Source organism: Acinetobacter sp. ANC 4654 (assembly GCF_002135425.1).
GTDB lineage: Bacteria > Pseudomonadota > Gammaproteobacteria > Pseudomonadales > Moraxellaceae > Acinetobacter > Acinetobacter kyonggiensis.
Map to the genome: position 1 here is coordinate 191,352 of NZ_NEGL01000007.1, position 17,731 is coordinate 209,082.

17 protein-coding genes are annotated in these 17,731 nt (G+C 40.8%); 10 read left to right on the forward strand and 7 right to left on the reverse strand.

What is annotated here, in order from left to right:
• Positions 1-3: 3 nt before the first annotated feature.
• The 5 genes from B9T24_RS12520 to B9T24_RS12540 all read right to left on the reverse strand — a co-directional run bounded on the left by B9T24_RS12520 (position 4) and on the right by B9T24_RS12540 (position 5,019).
• A complete protein-coding gene (locus B9T24_RS12520) occupies positions 4-924 on the reverse strand; it encodes a tyrosine recombinase XerC (RefSeq protein WP_086166076.1) in 921 nt (306 codons plus the stop codon).
• 199 nt (positions 925-1,123) lie between these two features.
• Positions 1,124-1,969 (reverse strand): diaminopimelate epimerase, encoded by an 846-nt coding sequence (gene dapF, locus B9T24_RS12525; protein ID WP_086166077.1) that lies wholly within the window; start codon positions 1,967-1,969, stop codon positions 1,124-1,126.
• Positions 1,970-1,982: 13 nt separating this feature from the next.
• Positions 1,983-3,227, reverse strand: coding sequence for a diaminopimelate decarboxylase (gene lysA, locus B9T24_RS12530; RefSeq protein ID WP_086166078.1), 1,245 nt, complete (start codon positions 3,225-3,227; stop codon positions 1,983-1,985).
• Positions 3,228-3,251: 24 nt separating this feature from the next.
• Positions 3,252-3,482, reverse strand: coding sequence for an LPS translocon maturation chaperone LptM (gene lptM / locus B9T24_RS12535; protein WP_086166079.1), 231 nt, complete (start codon positions 3,480-3,482; stop codon positions 3,252-3,254).
• 133 nt (positions 3,483-3,615) lie between these two features.
• Complete coding sequence (locus B9T24_RS12540) at positions 3,616-5,019, reverse strand: amino acid permease (RefSeq protein ID WP_086166080.1); 1,404 nt, start codon at positions 5,017-5,019, stop codon at positions 3,616-3,618.
• A 415-nt stretch (positions 5,020-5,434) separates the two neighbouring features.
• Here B9T24_RS12540 and B9T24_RS12545 point away from each other — a divergent pair, with 415 nt between their 5' ends.
• The 7 genes from B9T24_RS12545 to B9T24_RS12575 all read left to right on the forward strand — a co-directional run bounded on the left by B9T24_RS12545 (position 5,435) and on the right by B9T24_RS12575 (position 12,655).
• Positions 5,435-6,790 (forward strand): alanine/glycine:cation symporter family protein, encoded by a 1,356-nt coding sequence (locus B9T24_RS12545; protein WP_086166118.1) that lies wholly within the window; start codon positions 5,435-5,437, stop codon positions 6,788-6,790.
• A 132-nt stretch (positions 6,791-6,922) separates the two neighbouring features.
• Positions 6,923-8,314: a DNA repair protein RadA gene (radA, locus tag B9T24_RS12550; protein WP_086166119.1), complete on the forward strand. Its 1,392-nt coding sequence runs from the start codon at positions 6,923-6,925 to the stop codon at positions 8,312-8,314.
• A gap of 111 nt (positions 8,315-8,425) precedes the next feature.
• Complete coding sequence (locus B9T24_RS12555) at positions 8,426-9,400, forward strand: Tim44 domain-containing protein (RefSeq protein WP_086166081.1); 975 nt, start codon at positions 8,426-8,428, stop codon at positions 9,398-9,400.
• Between the two features lie 234 nt (positions 9,401-9,634).
• A complete protein-coding gene (locus B9T24_RS12560) occupies positions 9,635-9,988 on the forward strand; it encodes a hypothetical protein (protein ID WP_086166082.1) in 354 nt (117 codons plus the stop codon).
• Position 9,989: 1 nt separating this feature from the next.
• A complete protein-coding gene (locus B9T24_RS12565) occupies positions 9,990-11,711 on the forward strand; it encodes a PepSY-associated TM helix domain-containing protein (RefSeq protein ID WP_086166083.1) in 1,722 nt (573 codons plus the stop codon).
• Positions 11,708-12,046 (forward strand): DUF3325 domain-containing protein, encoded by a 339-nt coding sequence (locus B9T24_RS12570; RefSeq protein ID WP_086166084.1) that lies wholly within the window; start codon positions 11,708-11,710, stop codon positions 12,044-12,046. Before B9T24_RS12565 ends, B9T24_RS12570 begins: the two co-directional genes overlap by 4 nt.
• A 99-nt stretch (positions 12,047-12,145) precedes the next feature.
• On the forward strand, positions 12,146-12,655 hold the full coding sequence (locus B9T24_RS12575) for a tetratricopeptide repeat protein (protein WP_086166085.1): 510 nt from the start codon (positions 12,146-12,148) through the stop codon (positions 12,653-12,655).
• Positions 12,656-12,703: 48 nt separating this feature from the next.
• Here the strand turns inward: B9T24_RS12575 and B9T24_RS12580 are convergent, their stop codons facing one another.
• Both B9T24_RS12580 and B9T24_RS12585 read right to left on the reverse strand, forming a co-directional pair.
• Positions 12,704-13,636, reverse strand: a complete 933-nt coding sequence (locus B9T24_RS12580; protein ID WP_086166086.1) for a DUF4424 family protein — start codon at positions 13,634-13,636, stop codon at positions 12,704-12,706.
• 21 nt (positions 13,637-13,657) lie between these two features.
• Positions 13,658-14,191: a cysteine peptidase family C39 domain-containing protein gene (locus B9T24_RS12585; protein ID WP_086166087.1), complete on the reverse strand. Its 534-nt coding sequence runs from the start codon at positions 14,189-14,191 to the stop codon at positions 13,658-13,660.
• A 261-nt stretch (positions 14,192-14,452) separates the two neighbouring features.
• Between B9T24_RS12585 and ahcY the strand changes: the two genes are divergently transcribed.
• The 3 genes from ahcY to B9T24_RS12600 all read left to right on the forward strand — a co-directional run bounded on the left by ahcY (position 14,453) and on the right by B9T24_RS12600 (position 17,604).
• Positions 14,453-15,835 carry an adenosylhomocysteinase gene (gene ahcY, locus B9T24_RS12590; RefSeq protein WP_086166088.1) on the forward strand — a complete coding sequence of 461 codons (1,383 nt, stop codon included), beginning with the start codon at positions 14,453-14,455 and terminating at the stop codon, positions 15,833-15,835.
• A gap of 180 nt (positions 15,836-16,015) precedes the next feature.
• Positions 16,016-16,852: a methylenetetrahydrofolate reductase [NAD(P)H] gene (metF, locus tag B9T24_RS12595; RefSeq protein WP_086166089.1), complete on the forward strand. Its 837-nt coding sequence runs from the start codon at positions 16,016-16,018 to the stop codon at positions 16,850-16,852.
• A 35-nt stretch (positions 16,853-16,887) separates the two neighbouring features.
• Complete coding sequence (locus B9T24_RS12600) at positions 16,888-17,604, forward strand: 16S rRNA (uracil(1498)-N(3))-methyltransferase (RefSeq protein ID WP_086166090.1); 717 nt, start codon at positions 16,888-16,890, stop codon at positions 17,602-17,604.
• The last annotated feature ends 127 nt before the right edge of the window (positions 17,605-17,731 follow it).

The window sequence follows — 17,731 nt, forward strand, 5'->3', positions numbered from 1 at the left end:
AAATTAAGATTTTTGTGCCCGTGGATGTGCCTGATCATACACTTTCGCCAACTGCTCAAAATCGACATGGGTATAAATTTGCGTGGTGGTTAAATTACTATGCCCTAACATTTCTTGCACCGCACGTAAATCACCACTATTCGACAACATATGACTGGCAAAACAATGCCTTAGCAAATGTGGATGTAAATCGATATTTACCCCTGCACGTTGTGCCTGAAATTTCACCCGATTTTCAATTTGTCGTGCACCCAATGGATTGCCTTTTTGGGTAATAAATACATTGGCCTCAGGCACAAAATCACCATTCCAAAGAGGATAAATCTGTAACCATTGCATGACTGCATCTTTGGCTTTTGAACCAAAAGGTACCACACGTGTTTTATTGCCTTTACCGATAATACGTAAAAGAAATCGATTAAAATCAATATCTTTAATACGCAAACCTTGTACTTCTGCCAAGCGTAAACCACTGGAATACAACAATTCTAGAATGGCTTTATCACGCAGCCACATTTGTTGCTGTACTTCACTTTCAGGTTTGGGCTGATCTAAAATTTGGTTAATCGTTTCAATATCCACCATACCTGGCAAAGGTCTAGGCTGGCGCTTTAACTGAAAATCATCGGCTGGATTAAAAGCCAAATATTGCCCCTGCTCTGCCCATTTCATAAACTGCCGAATTGAAGATAATAAGCGTTGTAAACTACTGGAGCTGAGTTGTTGCCGTTCTACTTTTTGAGCTAAAAATTCACGTAAATCTGTAGATTCCACATTCATTAAACTGAGCTTTTTCACTGCACAAAAATTTAAAAAATCGGAAACATCACGATCATATGCTTGTAGTGTATGTTTAGATTGATTTTGAATTTCTCGTTCTTTAAGCCACATCACCAATAAATCAGCTGGAGAATAGTTCTGCATTTCAGGATCAATCACATTTTTCTCACTGTATTTAATCGGTTTTTATTCAAAATTCAATCGTAAATAGAAAATTTATGTTGCAACTTTTTCATGCTATTGGCTTCATTCTAACGTACATCATTCATCATGCTATAAACCAGATGCTCAAATAAAAAAGCACCATCATGATGACAGTGCTTTTTAATCAAACCATGCATTTTTATGCTTGGTAATAACTCAAATCGATACGGCCTTCATAGACATTTGCTGTTGGACCCGTCATCCAAACCACATCGCCTTCACGCCATTCAATTTGTAGCTTACCACCAGCCAGTTCAATTTCCACAGCATTGCCTAGTAGACCACGGCGCATACCTGAAATTGCAGCTGCGCAAGCACCTGTACCACACGCTAAAGTTTCACCTACACCACGCTCAAATACACGTAAGCGCGCATGTGTTTCATCCATAATTTGCATAAAGCCCGCATTAACACGTTGCGGAAAACGCTCATGCGATTCAACTTGTGGCCCCATTCCAGCAACATCAGCAGTCAACACATCAGGAACAATCGTCACTGCATGCGGATTACCCATATTCACCACATCAATGATAATACTTTCATCATTGGCCAAAGCTAAGCTATATAGGTTTTCAGGCTCATCCGCAAGGAATGGAATTTGGTTCGGTAAGAATTTTGGATAGCCCATATTGACGCGAACCCAACCATTTTGACCCAGTTCAGGTTCAACAATCCCCGCTTTGGTCTGTACTTTAATTTTGGTTTTGGTGGTCAATTTGCGCTCATGCACAAAGCGTGTAAAACAACGAACGCCATTACCACACTGTTCAACTTCAGAACCATCCGCATTAAAAATACGATATTTAAAATCGACATTGGGTAAATCAGGTGGTTCAACAATCAGCAGTTGGTCAAAACCAATCCCGAAATGACGGTCAGCTAAACGCTGAATGGTCATGGTATCTAGGTAAGCACGCTGGCTGATCAGATCAACCACCATAAAGTCATTGCCTAGGCCATGCATTTTAGTAAATTCTAAAAACATCTTGAATGACTCCTTAAGGCAATAAGCGTTCTTTATCCCATAATGATTCTATGGTTTCACGTTCACGAATTAAATGCGCTTGATCACCATCGACCATCACTTCAGCCGCACGACCACGGCTGTTGTAATTTGAACTCATCACAAAACCGTATGCCCCTGCACCCAAGACTGCAAGAACATCATTTTCTTGAATTGCTAACTGGCGTTCTTTACCCAAAAAATCGCCCGTTTCACAAATTGCACCCACCACATCCCATTCTTTCGCTTCAATATCGGTACGTGGTGTAACTTCTTGAATATCCATCCATGCTTCATATAACGCTGGACGAATCAAATCATTCATGGCTGCATCAATAATGGCAAAATTACGATGGTTGGTCGGTTTAAGTAAATCAACTTTAGTCAGCAATACACCTGCATTGGCAGAAATACTACGTCCCGGTTCCATATACACTTTTAAGCCCAATTTTTCTAAAGCGGGTTTCAATGCATTGGCATATTCAGTAACGGTTGGCGGTACTTCATCTTTATAGGTCACGCCTAAACCACCACCGATGTCGATGTGTTTAAGATCAATGCCTAGCTCTTTCAATTTCTCAATCATCATGATCACACGATCAAGTGCGTCGACAAAAGGCTGAGTTTCAGTGAGTTGCGAACCAATATGACAGTCAATGCCAATCACATCTAAATTCGATAATGAAGCTGCATATTGATAGGTTTCAAATACGCTGTCCGATGGAATACCAAATTTATTTTCTTTTAAGCCCGTCGAAATGTATGGATGTGTTTTCGCATCAACATCTGGGTTGACACGTAAAGAAACAGGTGCTTTTTGCCCCAGTTCAGCCGCAACTTTTTGAATGCGATCCAGCTCTGAATACGATTCAACATTGAAGCAAGCAATGCCCACTTCTAAAGCTTTTTTAATGTCTGCTTCTGATTTACCTAAACCAGAGAACACAATTTTAGAGGCTTCACCGCCTGCTTTTAGCACACGAGCAAGCTCACCACCAGTCACAATATCAAAACCTGCACCCAGCTTCGCCAGTACATTCAATACCGCAATATTAGAGTTCGACTTTACCGCAAAACAAATTTGATGATCGATAAAGCTAAATGCACGATCCATATCGAGATAATGCTTTTCAAAAGTGGCTTTTGAATAAACATAAAGTGGCGTGCCAAATTGCTGCGCAAGTTGTTGCAATGAACATTGCTCTGCGTGCAAAACCCCATTAATGCGGGTAAAACTCATGAATGTATCCTTTCTATGAAAGCGTTAAGGTGTAGCAGTCTGATTAGACTCAGTATTCGGTGTTGCAAGCTCTTTCTGTTCAGATTTTTGATTCTGTTCAAACTGCTTTTTGGAATCGACATTGGGATATAACAAATACTTGGAACGCTTGTCGTAATTCTGATCATTTGGTAACTGTAAAGCTCCAGATTGACCACAACCGACTAAGGCAAAACCTGTCGCCAATAAACTGATGTAGCAAATGACAAGACGCATCTGACCACCTATCCTATGTTTTCAAAGAAGTATAACTCGATCACAGCCGTGACCAAAGTGCTAAACGCTAGAGATTATCGTGTGTTAAAAAAAAACGCCAGTTTCAAACTGACGTTTTTCACCAACAAAGGGCTTATTTATGTTTCGGTTTATAGAAACCAAAGTAACCAACAATCAAGATAATGAACCAAATTGGACTGACCATCAGTGCTTTCATGGTATCGGCTTCTAATGACAACACGTAAATCATGCCAATAAAGAAGACGATGACCACCCAACAGGTAAACAAGCCACCCGGTAATTTAAAGGTTGATTTTGCATGGAGTTCTGGACGCGTTTTATAATAAACAATATAACTCCAGATAATCATCAACCATACACAGATGAACAAGATTGTTGAAAGCGTGGTTGCCAAAGTAAAGGCTTCAACGGTATTCGGTACAAAGTACTGAAGTGCAGCACCTAACAACAAACATACCGCAGAGAAGTACAAGGCATTGGCTGGAACAGCACGTTTATTTAAATGTCCAAATGCTTTAGGCCCTTGTTCTTCACGAGATAAACCAAACAGCATACGACTGGTTGAAAATACACCACTGTTCATGGATGACATCACTGACGATAACACCACCAAATTCATAATGATGGCTGCCGCTGCAATACCCGCTTGACTAAACAAGTTTACAAAAGGACTAACCGTTGGATCAATTTTATTCCACGGCGTCACGGACATAACAATCACCAATGCCAACACATAGAAAATGATGATACGAATAGGAATAGAATTGACCGCTTTTGGCAAATTACGTTCAGGATCTTTGGTTTCAGCTGCTGTTGTACCTATCAGCTCTACACCCACAAACGCAAAAATTGCAATTTGGAAACCCGCAAGGAAGCCCGTTACGCCTGTTGGGAATATACCGCCATGCGACCATAAATGCGTAAACGATGCAACCTCACCTGCTGTTGAGGTAAAACCCGTGAAGATCATCCATAAACCGACACCTATCAGCACCACAATGGCAATAATCTTGATTAAAGCAAACCAGAACTCGAGTTCACCGAACAGTTTTACAGTCACGAGGTTTAAACCCATGATGAAAACAATCGCGGCAACACTGATCATGACCCCTTCTGATGGGCTAAAAGGCATTCCATTATTAAAAAATTGTAAGTAATAAATAATCGCAGAAAGATCTGCAATACCGATCGTGATCCAACACAACCAATAGGTCCAGCCGACAAAATAGCCTGCCCAAGGTCCAATTAAATCGGTACTGGAATCAATAAAGGATTTGTATTGCAAGTTAGATAGCAATAATTCGCCAAGCGCACGCATGACAAAAAACACCATAAAACCAATAATCATATAAATAATTAAAATTGAAGGACCCGCTAGGCTGATGGTTTTACCCGAGCCCATGAATAATCCCGTACCAATTGCCCCACCGATTGCAATCAATTGCAAATGTCGATTAGACAAACTTCGTTGCAGTTCAGCATTTTCAGTGGTCGAACTTGTATTTTGATGTGACATTATTTCATTCATCTTCGACGTCTATCGCAACAAATTAACGTAAAAAATATAGAAAACAATAAAAAACTGTGAACTATCTATATTTTCTAATTAAGTAACAAAGTTAATTTATTTTTCTTATATAGAAAAATGATGAAAAATTGATTTAAAAATAAACATAAATAATTCATTTTAAATGCTTGTAAAAGTGCTGAACTTTAGCTAAAAAATAAATAACAATAAAACAAAATGCTTTCATAACAAATCCAGCACCCAGTAACAAAAATTAAAAGCTTTTCAACCATAAGGAATAAATGTCTTAGTCGCGTTATAACAAATGATCAGGAAGGTCACAAATATGGCATACCACTTGCTTAAGCATTGATAAATCTAAATAAGCCATTCACGAAACTCTAGACGATAAGAAGAAGCTATGATGCAAAACTTACAATCGATAATGGAAACACTCAGCGGATGGGTCTGGGGTCCGTACATGTTGGTACTGATTGTCGGTACCGGTGTATTTCTCACATTCCGTCTCATGTTCTGGCAATTTCGTATGCTGCCACTGGCCTTCAAACAGGTTTTTGGTAAGCACCCTCAAGCTAAATCACATCCAGGAGATATTTCACATTTTGCCTCGCTTATGACAGCACTCTCCGCCACCATTGGTACGGGTAATATTGCGGGTGTTGCGACAGCATGCGTTCTAGGGGGGCCCGGCGCCGTCTTTTGGATGTGGATGACCGCTTTATTTGGTATGGCAACCAAATATGGTGAAGGTGTACTGGCCGTCAAATATCGCGTTAAAAATGAAAATGGGCTGATGTCTGGTGGCCCAATGTATTACATCGAACATGGCTTAAAATGGAAATGGCTGGCGTTGATTTTTGCATTTTTTGGCACCGTGGCTTCTTTCGGTATTGGCAGCTCAGTACAGTCCAATACTGTTGCACTTGCCGTGCAAAACAGCATGGGTATTGAAACGTGGATCACAGGTATCATCATTACCGTTTTTTCTGCCTTGGTGATTTTAGGCGGGATTAAATCCATTGCTAAAGCAGCAACTGTAATTGTTCCTGTCATGGCGGTTGGCTATGTTGCAGGTGGTTTAATCATTATTCTCAACCACCTTGATTTGGTTATACCTGCACTGGAATTGATCTTTAAAGATGCATTTACTGGCGAAGCGGTTGCAGGTGGTGCAATTGGTGCTGTGATTCGTTACGGGGTCGCACGTGGTGTCTTCTCTAACGAAGCTGGTATGGGTTCTGCACCGATTGCAGCAGCAGCGGCAAAAACAGATCATCCAGCACGTCAGGGTTTGGTTTCAATGACAGGAACTTTTATTGACACCATTATTGTTTGTAGTATTACGGGTATTGTCTTGGTGATGGGTTTCATCATGGCAGGCAACACCTTTGGAAATGAAACAGGTGCTGTACTTACAACGCGTGTCTTTGATCAACTCTTACCGGGTGTCGGCGGTTGGGTGGTAACGCTCGGTATTATTTTCTTTGCCTACTCAACTATTTTAGGTTGGTGTTATTACGGTGAAAAATGTTGTACTTATATTTTCGGAGAAAAGTACGTACTCATCTATCGTCTTATTTATATTGCGACAGTATTTATTGGCACCGTCGCCACGCTCGACTTGGTTTGGCTCTTTGCCGACACATTCAATGGCTTAATGGCTGTTCCAAACTTAATTGCACTGTTATTGCTCTCTACAGTGATTGCGAAAGAGTCGAAAGATTTCATTGCAAAACGTAAGTCAGGCGAATTGTATTAATTTTAAAAGTTCAGCAAGCCACCTGCAAGGTGGCTTTTTTATGGACTCAAATTCTAGCAAGCATTCAATTCAGTAAAATTCATCTGTATGCTGTTATCAGATTATTCATTTTCAGCATTTAAAAAACAAAATATGGCTAAAGCAAAAAGTGTTTACCGTTGTGAGCAATGCGGTGCTGATCATCCCAAATGGTCAGGTCAATGTTCGGAATGTGGCGAATGGAATAGCTTAACGGAAGTCCGTGTAGAACCTGCCGTCACTCATCGTGCCCAACCGAAAATGGGCGGTGGTTATGCAGGGCAAGTCGCCAACATTACCACCTTAAATAAAATTTCCGTTTCACATGAAACCCGCTTAGCAACAGGCATTGCTGAATTTGACCGTGTTTTAGGCGGTGGTTTGGTGACAGGTTCTGTTGTGCTGATTGGTGGTGATCCCGGCATTGGTAAATCAACCATTTTGTTACAAACTGCCACACACATGGCATCGGCACAAAGTTCAGCGCTGTATGTCACTGGTGAGGAATCGCTTTCACAAGTGGCTTTACGTGCCCATCGTTTAGAGTTACCGACAGACCATCTTCAAGTCATGGCGGAAACCTGTGTAGAACGAATTTGTGAAGTTTTAGCGCAAGTCCGCCCTGCGGTGGCCATTCTTGATTCGATTCAAACGCTATATACCGAAACACTACAATCTGCGCCCGGTGGCGTTTCACAAATTCGTGAATCCGCCGCACTGTTGACCCGTTTTGCTAAAAATAGTGGCACTTCACTGTTTCTGGTGGGGCATGTGACCAAAGAGGGTGCTCTCGCTGGGCCACGTGTTCTAGAACATATGGTCGATTGTGTGCTGTATTTTGAAGGTCAATCTGACTCACGGTATCGAATGATTCGTGCCGTCAAAAACCGTTTTGGTGCAGTCAATGAGTTAGGCGTGTTTGGTATGACCGATAAAGGCTTACGAGAAGTTGCTAATCCATCTGCCATTTTCCTAAGTCGTTATGATGAAGCCATTCCCGGTTCTATCGTCATGATTAGCCGTGAAGGGACACGCCCACTCTTGGTTGAAGTACAAGCTTTGGTGGATGATGCACATGGACAACCGCGCCGTGTTGCACTGGGTTTAGAACAAAACCGACTTAATATGCTGCTTGCCGTCATGCACCGTCACGGTGGCGTACAAACTTCAGGGCAAGACGTTTATGTCAATGTTGTCGGTGGTTTAAAAATTACCGAGACCGGTTCTGACCTTGCGGTGTTACTGGCCTGTGCTTCAAGTTTGCGCGGCAAAGCCTTACCACAACAACTGGCTGTCTTTGGTGAAGTGGGACTCTCTGGTGAAATTCGTCCTGTGCCAAATGGTCAAGAGCGATTAAAGGAAGCCATCAAACATGGTTTCAAATATATTATTTTACCCAGAGGTAATGCTCCTCAAAAACCCATTGCAAATGTACAAATCATTTCAGTGGCGCGTTTACATGAAGCATTAACCGAAGCCATGAACTTAGCAGAAGAATTGGCTTAAGCTTAAACAGATGAAAGATTATGTAAAAAAAACACCAATTTAATATTGAAATTCAGTGTAAATGACTGCATAACTGTGTGGCTATAATTTATTTTTATTTAGGAAAAAATGATGGAAGTTCGACAGCGTAGTTTGATGGCAGGTATTTTAATGGCGGCTTTGGTGGTTACACCAATGGCTGAAGCAAAACGTGCAGGTGGTGGTAAAAGCCATGGCATGAGTCGTTCTGCTGCTCCAAGCCAATCTTACCAACAGCCACGTCAAGCTACTCCTGCCCCACAACCAACAACAGCACCTACCCAACAAAAATCAGGTTCTGGCGTAGGTAAAATGGTTGCTGCTGGTGTTGCTGGTGCTGCAATTGGTGCAGTTGCAGCCAATGCAATGGCGGATGATAAACCAGCTGCAAGCAGTGCTAACGCGACTACACAGCAAGAAGAAGAAAAAGGTGGCCTTCCAGGCTGGATCTGGATTCTTCTTGCAGCAGCAGTCGCATTTTTCTTGTTCCGTAAATTCGGAGCAAAAAAAAAACTAGCCGCCAATAACCCATACGCACCAAACAATGCTGGAAATACAGCACCATTTGGTCAACAAACTGCCGCACCACGTACTTCAAATGACAATAGCAATATTTTTGGTCAATCTGTAGGTGGTTCTGCGGGCGCAGCAACTCATTCGCCTTTTGGTAGTGCTTCGACCAGCAATGGCAATCAATTACCAGATGGTACTGAACCTGCTGCATTCTTACGTGTTGCTCGTCAGCGCTTTAACCATATTCAATCTATGAACACAGCAAGCAATATTGCTGAAATTCAACGTTATTTAACACCTGATCTGTATCAGTCGATGTATAACGACATTATGGCAAACCAAGACCAAGACGTTGCGGAATTCTCTAACCTGAATGCAATGGTGACAGATTCTACAAATGAAAATGGTCAATATGTGGTGAGTGTGCGCTTCACGGGTACTGTAAGTGAAGACTTAAACAGCTTACCGCAATCTTTTGCAGAAATTTGGCATTTCACTAAACCTGCTGGTTCTAACCAAGATTGGTTGGTTGCAGGTATCCAACAAGAAGCTTAAGCTCTTTTGGACTAAAAACAGCGACTTCGGTCGCTGTTTTTGTTTAACAACTGCAAAAATCTAGCACCAATCTCGTTTGCCATTTTTTGCCACATCATCCCTTCTAAAATAAATAATGCGATAAAGAAATATTATTTAATCGTGCATTTTGTTAAATCAATCATTTTAAACATTAATAATAATTGTTATCATTTTCATTATAAATAATCACGCTTAGTCATAATTGAATTTAAAATGATGAATAGTTCCCAACTTGATGCTTTGGCAACAAATCACCTTGCCACTTCAGCAGCTAAAAAAACGCAGCAAAAGTCTTTATTACTCGCTTACCGTTTTATGATTTTCTATCGTTTTATGCTAGCGCTGATAGGCGGTTATGTTCTGGCAAGTTTAAGTGCTGTGGTTATTGCACAATACTTTGCCGAATCTCGTGGTAGTGCTGCAATGAGTGCGACTCTCGTTGCTTTTACACTTTGGGCATGTGCATTTATCTGGGTTTTTATGGTCAATAAGACACTAAAAGCCAGTCTAGGTATTGTTCTTCCAAGTCTCTTCTTATTTGTTATTTATAAGTTTTTAGGAAACTAATATGCGCGTAGATGCAAAACAGGAAGGGCCTCGCCAGTCCATGTCATGGTTACATACGTGGGCCAGTTTAATTCTTGGCTGGTTGTTGTATGCAATATTTTTGACCGGTACTTTAAGCTTTTTCCAAAATGAAATCACGGTTTGGATGAAACCTGAATTACACCAATCTGTACCTCAGAGCAGTCAAATTCAACAAACGCAAGTAGCACTCAATTATCTACAAAAAAACCATCCGAATGCTGGCAGTTGGAATATTCAACTGCCGAATGCACGGCAAAATACAACCATACTTAATATTCGTAAAATTGGGGAAGATCCTCGTGCACGGCGTGGCGGTGAACGAATCACCTTAGATAGTGCAACAGGTGAAGTACTTGAAGCACGCGATACTCGTGGTGGTAGTTTCCTCTATCGTTTCCATTTTGAACTGTATGGCTTACCACGATTATGGACACGTTGGCTGGTTGGAATTGCAACCCTACTTATGCTGGTTGCCATTATTAGCGGTGTGATTACCCATAAAAAAATCTTTAAAGACTTCTTTACCTTCCGTGCAGGCAAAGGACAACGCTCTTGGTTAGATGCACACAATGCCACTGCTGTACTTGCCCTACCATTTCATATCATGATTACTTTTAGTGGCTTATTACTGCTGCTATTTACACTCATGCCTTGGGGAATTAACCAAATTTATGAAGACCGAGGACAATTCCTACAAGAACAAAGTCGCGCACTGGTCGAAAACAAAGAAAATAAGAACGAACGTGCTGAGGGACGTAATACTAATCGTCAAAACAATTCGCAAGCGCGTGGCAAAAATACGGAACAACACGGTGAAGGTAGTGAAAAACGGCAACAGCGTCAGGAACCTGAAGCTCAACCCGCGCCTTTGGCAGACATCGCTCCTATTTTGGCGACTGCACAACAAAAGTGGAAAGATAATCCTGTAGGTTCAATCACGATCATTGCACCAAATACCAATCAAGGCAAAATTGAATTACGTGCCCTATTGGGGGAAAGTGTTGCCCATCGCAATATTTATGACAGCTTAGAATTTAATGCTGTGACGGGTCAAAACATCACAGATGACAGTTCACGTCTAAAAAATCCATCTGTACCGATGGCTATTTATAATGTCGTGACCGTACTCCATGAAGCCCGTGGTGTCGATTTAGCCCTACGTTGGTTATTGTTCTGTTCAGGAATCGTTGGCACATTGATGGTGGCAACAGGTCTAATATTATGGTGTGTAAAACGTGCACCGCAGCAACAAAAACAAGGCTATAAATCCTTTGGTTATCGTGTTGTCGAAGTCACCAATATTACAGCGATTATTGGTTTACCGATTGCCTGTGCTGGATATTTTTATGCCAACCGTGTTATTCCTGCGGAAATGGCCATGCGTTCAGACTGGGAAATTCGCAGCTTCTTTATCATCTGGCTACTCAGTTTAATGTATGCTGCGATTCGTCCACACCGTCAAGCGTGGTTAGAATTACTTGCTTTTGCAACGCTTGCATTTGCCCTGTTACCTGTTATTAACTTTATGACAGGTGGTCAAGCCTTATGGAACAGTATAGCCAATGGGCAATGGATGATCGCTTCATTTGATTTAGCCATGTGGCTACTTGCAATCTTGTTCTTCTATTCTTATCAGAAAGTGAAAAATCACAAAGGTCTACCCGTTAAAAAAACCAAAGTGACTCAGGAGCCTGAAGTATGATTTTTTTCATCCTGATTTGGTCAATCTGTACTGTGGCATTCTTTGCTTTAGCAAGTTGCATGTCAAAACATCAAAAGCAAATTTTTGGTCGTGAATTAACAGCATCAAAAACTAAACTTGCAACGCTTGTAGGTTGGGTATTATTGATTATTGCTCTGGTGATCTGTATTACTCATGGCAACTTAAGCAATATGATCAGTTATTGGGTTGGCGCACTAACCTTCTCTGCTTTATTTGTCGGTTTATGTTTAAGCTACTTTGCACATAAAGCGAAACAATGGGTGATGGCGTGTATTGTGATTGCCATTGTAAGTTGCATAACCTATATCATCTAAGCCTTCAAAATTAAATAACAGCTTGAAAAAGCCAATCTATGGATTGGTTTTTTTACGCCGACCATTTACGCTATACACATTATGTCCATTGGATTTGTTATGTCTGATCTCCCTATTTCTACCGAACTGTTTAATCGTGCCATGGCAGGTAATCGTGATGCACAATTTGAACTTGCTGAAATTTATATGCAAAGTGAAAATGAAGAACATGTTGCACTGGCTGAAGAATGGGCGCTTAAAGCCGCACAATTAGGTCATGTTGAAGCTATGTACTGGTTAGGTGAAGGTTATACTTTCTATGCAAAAGATATGTTAGAAGAAGATCCTGAAGAAGCAAAAACCTATTTTAAACATGCATACCGCTGGTTAGAACAAGCCAGTAAACATAAACACCCTGCGGCAATTTTAGAGTTATCGAATTTTTACCGTCGTGGTGATGTAGTTGAAAAAGATGTTGCGAAATCGGTTGAATTGGTCAAACAAGCAGCCGAACTGGGTGAAGTCCAAGCGATGCGGGATTTAGTCTGCATTTATGAACATGGTTTAGGTGTAGAGATTGATGAAGCAAAAGCAGATGAATGGTCTGAAAAAGCCAAAGCTGCTGAATAAATTAAATCAAAAAGCCTATCGAATGATGGGCTTCTTGGTCTGCATTGCTTAAAATTTATGAACAAAAATAATCTCTAAATCCTGCTTTGGCAGAAAATTTTTTTCAAGCATTTGAAAGCGTGTTGGGCTTATTTTGGTCACCTTTCCAGCCCAGCAAAAAGAGACTAACTCATCTGTATCACGTTCAATAGTCAGCTTGAAGTACTCAATCGGTTTGGCCCAATTGGCACCCGTTTTTAAAATATAGCCCAAAGCTGAATAAGGCGCATGCTGTGACTTGGCTTTCTTTAAACCCGCTTTAAAATTACCATCCATGCAATACGCTTTTTCATCTTCTGCGGGATATAAAGATACTGAACCACCGACCAATGGCGCATATTGGTGTTGTACACGCGTCAGCGAATTGGCTTTAAAGCTTTGCTGCCAACTGTAAATCACCTGAGAAGACCACACAATGGCTTCACTTTGACTTTGTGGCAAAAGTTTTTTTAACTGTGTATTTGAACAGTGTCTTAATTTATTCTCAAATATTTCATATTCATAGGTTTTTCGATTCCACGGATTTAGCATTTCAGTTTGCGTAAAACCACATTGCTTAAATAGCTCGGTTGCATCAATGGGTTTTGAGTGCTCATCTTTTTGAATAAATGTTCTCACATGCATTTCTGGCTGAATATTTTTACCATTCACCTGCACCTTAAAGCTGTTCAGCAATTTTTCGGTATCCGCAAAATCTGATTCAAAAAAATTCTCTATCGGCGGAAGCGGAAAAAGTACCGTTTCAGAGATGTCTTTATGGGTTAAATTTTTAAATTGATAATCCACTTTAATCTGATTTTTACTAATGAATAGATCTTCACTGTACATTTGAATATTGTTATTTTTCAGATACTGCACCCCACCCGTAGAGACATAGCCCGTACTGTCATTGGCACCAATTTGCATTGAAATAAATGCCAATATTCCGATTATCTTTTTCATTTTCAACTTCTTCTTTAATGTTTATTTTTCTGTATCCATGCGAGCGTTTGAATCATCAATCACAATGACTTGTCGGCAGATGCCCTCTGCTTGACGCTGTTGTTCAAAGACAGATGCAGACATGGGTTCAAAAGAATCAAAGAAGCAGATTTCCTGCTCACCTATCGAATAAACCAGAGAGTGGTTTCCGACCTCTTCTAAAGTATCATAATAGACAATGACAAATTTATTTTGCTCAAATTCATGTTGGATTTGCTGATAATGAATTGCAGGTAAAACAGGAAGTTTCAGTTGTTCCGCTTCGGCATAGCTCAATTTTTCTTGTTCTTGAAGGTCGGGGTCTTCATCGGTATAAAATTGAACATTGAAACCAAATTTTTTTAATCCCACCGCTAAGCCAATGGTTGCCGTACCATGTTCTGCTTCGTAGCCACATACATCTATAAGTTGCTCAATATCAGCATCTATACCTAAATGTTGCAGCATCATCCATACAGCATAAATACCGCCATTGGCTTCAAGGTTCATTAGAGATTCAGGGATATTCAAAGCCATAATACAATTCAAAAAAGATGATTGTGTTGATAATAAGCAAAACGACATTGGAACTACAACAATTTCCAAGTACAATATGCAACTCGTCGAGGGATGCTGCGACTTTTTCACAGGCTGATTTTCAAAAACAGTAATGTGAAATCGCTAGGCTCGACAATTCGGTCAAAGCTTCTGTAAAACACTGGTTTTGATTAACAACGGCATCCGCGAACATAACGATCCAATCTATTTTTATTGTTATTTAATAACTAGGAGATCCTGATGAACGCGGTTACTGCTTCATTTACAGATTATAAAGTTGCTGATATTTCACTTGCTGATTACGGCCGTAAAGAAATCAAACTTGCTGAAGCTGAAATGCCAGCATTGATGGGTTTACGTCATCGTTATGCTGCTGCAAAACCACTTGCTGGCGCAAAAATCCTCGGCTGTATCCACATGACTATTCAAACTGCGGTTCTCATTGAAACCCTAGTTGAATTGGGCGCAGAAGTTCGTTGGACTTCATGTAACATTTTCTCGACTCAAGACCATGCTGCTGCTGCAATTGCTGCATCTGGCGTTCCTGTATTTGCTTGGAAAGGCGAAACAGAAGAAGAATACATGTGGTGCCTTGAACAACAAATTAATGTGAATGGCAAACCTTGGGATGCCAACATGATTTTAGATGATGGCGGTGACTTGACTGCTGTTGTTCATGAAAAATACCCTGAACTGATTGCTAAAATCCACGGTATTACTGAAGAAACCACGACAGGTGTTCAACGTCTTTTAGAAATGTGGAAAGACGGCTCTTTAAAAGTTCCTGCAATCAACGTAAACGATTCAGTGACGAAATCTAAAAATGACAACAAATACGGTTGCCGTCACTCATTAAATGATGCCATCAAACGCGGTACTGACATGTTAATGTCTGGTCGTCGTGCGCTTGTGATTGGTTACGGTGACGTAGGTAAAGGTTCTGCACAATCACTTCGTCAAGAAGGCATGATTGTACGTGTTACTGAAGTCGATCCAATCTGTGCAATGCAAGCATGTATGGACGGTTACGAAGTTGTTTCTCCATACAAAAATGGCGTTCAAACGGGTAAAAAAGAAGACGTAAATGCTGATCTTCTTCAAAATACTGATTTGATCGTAACAACTACGGGTAACTACCACGTGTGTGACGCTGCAATGCTTGATACTTTAAAAGCAGGTGCTGTGGTTTGTAACATCGGTCATTTTGATACTGAAATTGATACCAACTATTTACGTGGTTACAAATGGGTTGAAGTTAAACCTCAAGTACACCAAGTGTATCGTACAGAAAACGACAACGATTACTTAATCCTTCTTTCAGAAGGTCGTTTGGTCAACCTTGGTAATGCAACAGGCCACCCATCACGTATTATGGACGGTTCTTTTGCCAATCAAGTATTGGGTCAAATGCACTTATTCGCTGAAAAATTTGCGGATCTTGCTGAAGATCAAAAACAAGCTGCGATTCGTGTAGAACTGCTTCCTAAGAAATTAGATGAAGAAGTTGCTGCTGCAATGGTTGCTGGTTTTGGTGGCGTATTAACTCAACTCACTCAAGTACAAGCAGACTACTTGCGCGTTCCAGTTGAAGGTCCATTCAAATCTGACTCTTATAAATACTAAGTTTTTATAAATACCTCTCCCTAGCCCTCACTTGCGCTGAACTTTAAAGCAATGCTTAAAGCACGCTCAGGAGAGGGAAATCCTTTTAGTATTAAATGGAGGGTTAGTCCTCTCCTTTTAGCAGAGGATTTAGGAGAGGTCAAAGCAATTAAAATAGTATTAAAAAAAAGGATTTGAAAAATGAGCAAACGTATTCCAGTTTCGTTTGAATTTTTTCCGACTAAAACTGATGTGGGTGCAGAAAAACTTCGTGTAGTTCATCAAGAATTGCAACTGCTTAATCCTGAGTTCTTTTCGGTCACTTATGGTGCTGGTGGTTCAACGCGTGAACGTACACTTGCGGCAATCAACGACTTCAATGGCAAAGGCACACCCGTTGCCCCTCACCTGTCTTGTATTGGTGATGACAAAGCACGTATTGCCGAATTGCTCGATTTGTATAAATCACAAGGCATTGACCGTATCGTTGCACTGCGTGGCGACTTACCTTCAGGTCAAGTGGGTCTAGGTGAATTGCCTTATGCCTCCGATTTAGTGGCATTCATTCGTGAACATTCTGGTGATCACTTCCATATTGAAGTCGCAGCCTATCCTGAAATGCATCCACAAGCCGAAAGCTTTGATCAAGACATTCAAAACTTTATCACTAAAGCTCGTGCAGGTGCCAATTCAGCATTGACTCAATTCTTCTTTAATCCAGATGCGTATTTCTACTTTGTCGATCGCTTACAAAAAGAAGGCATTGACCTTCCTGTAGCGCCCGGCATTATGCCGATTACCAATGCCAGCAATCTAATTCGCTTCGCAGATGGTACGGGTGCTGAAATCCCACGTTGGATTCGTAAACAATTGGCCACTTATGGTGATGACAGCGCAAGCATTAAAGCCTTTGGTCATGAAGTCGTGGTGAAACTCTGTGAACGCCTGATTGCAGGTGGTGCACCCAGTCTACACTTCTACACCATGAACCAGACTGAGCCTAATCGTCAACTTGTGCTTGACTTAGGTTTAGCATAATTTTTCTTTTCACCGATTTTTGAGAGTAATACCACATGCCGCGTTTTTTTATTGAAGCTGATTTAGCTGTTGATACGCATGTTGAATTAACGGAAACCGTTTTTCACCACTGGGTGAAAGTATTACGTGCAAAAGTTGGTGAAAGTGCCACTTTGTTTAATGGACAAGGTGGCGAATATGAAGTGACACTTGTTGATATTTCAAAAAAAGCAGCAAGTGTTTCTGTCGACACATTTAACCCTGATGATCGCACACCTGCTTTTAGCACCTTGCTCGGACAAGTGATGAGCAAAGGTGACCGTATGGATTATGCCATTCAAAAAGCAGTTGAATTAGGGGTCTCCAAGATTCAACTTTTAACGTCTGAACGCTGCGAAATGCGTTTAAAATATGATCGCGACCAGAAAAAAATCGACCACTGGCAAGGTATTGCCATTGCAGCATGTGAACAATGTGGCATGAATCGCGTTCCAGAAATTTTAGCACCGCTTGCATTGGCCGACTGGCTTGCAACTGAATTACCCACCACCAAACTGGTACTTGCGCCAAATAAAGAGCAAATCAATGTACTTGAAAATGCAACGCCAAATATTGCACTGCTGATTGGCCCCGAAGGGGGTTTAAGTGAAAGTGAAATTGAATGGTCGAATAAAGTAGGATTCATCAATTGGTGTATTGGCAATCGCGTCTTACGCACTGAAACTGCGCCGATTGTTGCTTTATCTATTTTAAATTATAACCTAACTGTTTAGTTCACCTTATTCTAGGTAAATAGTCGCAATTCGATTGATTTTTTTAAATAACATTATTACTCTTGATTCTAATGATAAATATAGATTTAAAAAAAGTTTTGCTTTTTTTTAAACGCTAGTAAATTTT

What these genes read in the sequence shown, in the direction of transcription:
- B9T24_RS12520 (WP_086166076.1), bottom strand. Translation starts at nt 924, where the DNA reads ATGCAGAACTATTCTCCAGCTGATTTATTGGTGATGTGGCTTAAAGAA.
- dapF (WP_086166077.1), bottom strand. Translation starts at nt 1,969, where the DNA reads ATGTTTTTAGAATTTACTAAAATGCATGGCCTAGGCAATGACTTTATG.
- lysA (WP_086166078.1), bottom strand. Translation starts at nt 3,227, where the DNA reads ATGAGTTTTACCCGCATTAATGGGGTTTTGCACGCAGAGCAATGTTCA.
- lptM (WP_086166079.1), bottom strand. Translation starts at nt 3,482, where the DNA reads ATGCGTCTTGTCATTTGCTACATCAGTTTATTGGCGACAGGTTTTGCC.
- B9T24_RS12540 (WP_086166080.1), bottom strand. Translation starts at nt 5,019, where the DNA reads ATGTCACATCAAAATACAAGTTCGACCACTGAAAATGCTGAACTGCAA.
- B9T24_RS12545 (WP_086166118.1), top strand. Translation starts at nt 5,435, where the DNA reads ATGCAAAACTTACAATCGATAATGGAAACACTCAGCGGATGGGTCTGG.
- radA (WP_086166119.1), top strand. Translation starts at nt 6,923, where the DNA reads ATGGCTAAAGCAAAAAGTGTTTACCGTTGTGAGCAATGCGGTGCTGAT.
- B9T24_RS12555 (WP_086166081.1), top strand. Translation starts at nt 8,426, where the DNA reads ATGGAAGTTCGACAGCGTAGTTTGATGGCAGGTATTTTAATGGCGGCT.
- B9T24_RS12560 (WP_086166082.1), top strand. Translation starts at nt 9,635, where the DNA reads ATGATGAATAGTTCCCAACTTGATGCTTTGGCAACAAATCACCTTGCC.
- B9T24_RS12565 (WP_086166083.1), top strand. Translation starts at nt 9,990, where the DNA reads ATGCGCGTAGATGCAAAACAGGAAGGGCCTCGCCAGTCCATGTCATGG.
- B9T24_RS12570 (WP_086166084.1), top strand. Translation starts at nt 11,708, where the DNA reads ATGATTTTTTTCATCCTGATTTGGTCAATCTGTACTGTGGCATTCTTT.
- B9T24_RS12575 (WP_086166085.1), top strand. Translation starts at nt 12,146, where the DNA reads ATGTCTGATCTCCCTATTTCTACCGAACTGTTTAATCGTGCCATGGCA.
- B9T24_RS12580 (WP_086166086.1), bottom strand. Translation starts at nt 13,636, where the DNA reads ATGAAAAAGATAATCGGAATATTGGCATTTATTTCAATGCAAATTGGT.
- B9T24_RS12585 (WP_086166087.1), bottom strand. Translation starts at nt 14,191, where the DNA reads ATGGCTTTGAATATCCCTGAATCTCTAATGAACCTTGAAGCCAATGGC.
- ahcY (WP_086166088.1), top strand. Translation starts at nt 14,453, where the DNA reads ATGAACGCGGTTACTGCTTCATTTACAGATTATAAAGTTGCTGATATT.
- metF (WP_086166089.1), top strand. Translation starts at nt 16,016, where the DNA reads ATGAGCAAACGTATTCCAGTTTCGTTTGAATTTTTTCCGACTAAAACT.
- B9T24_RS12600 (WP_086166090.1), top strand. Translation starts at nt 16,888, where the DNA reads ATGCCGCGTTTTTTTATTGAAGCTGATTTAGCTGTTGATACGCATGTT.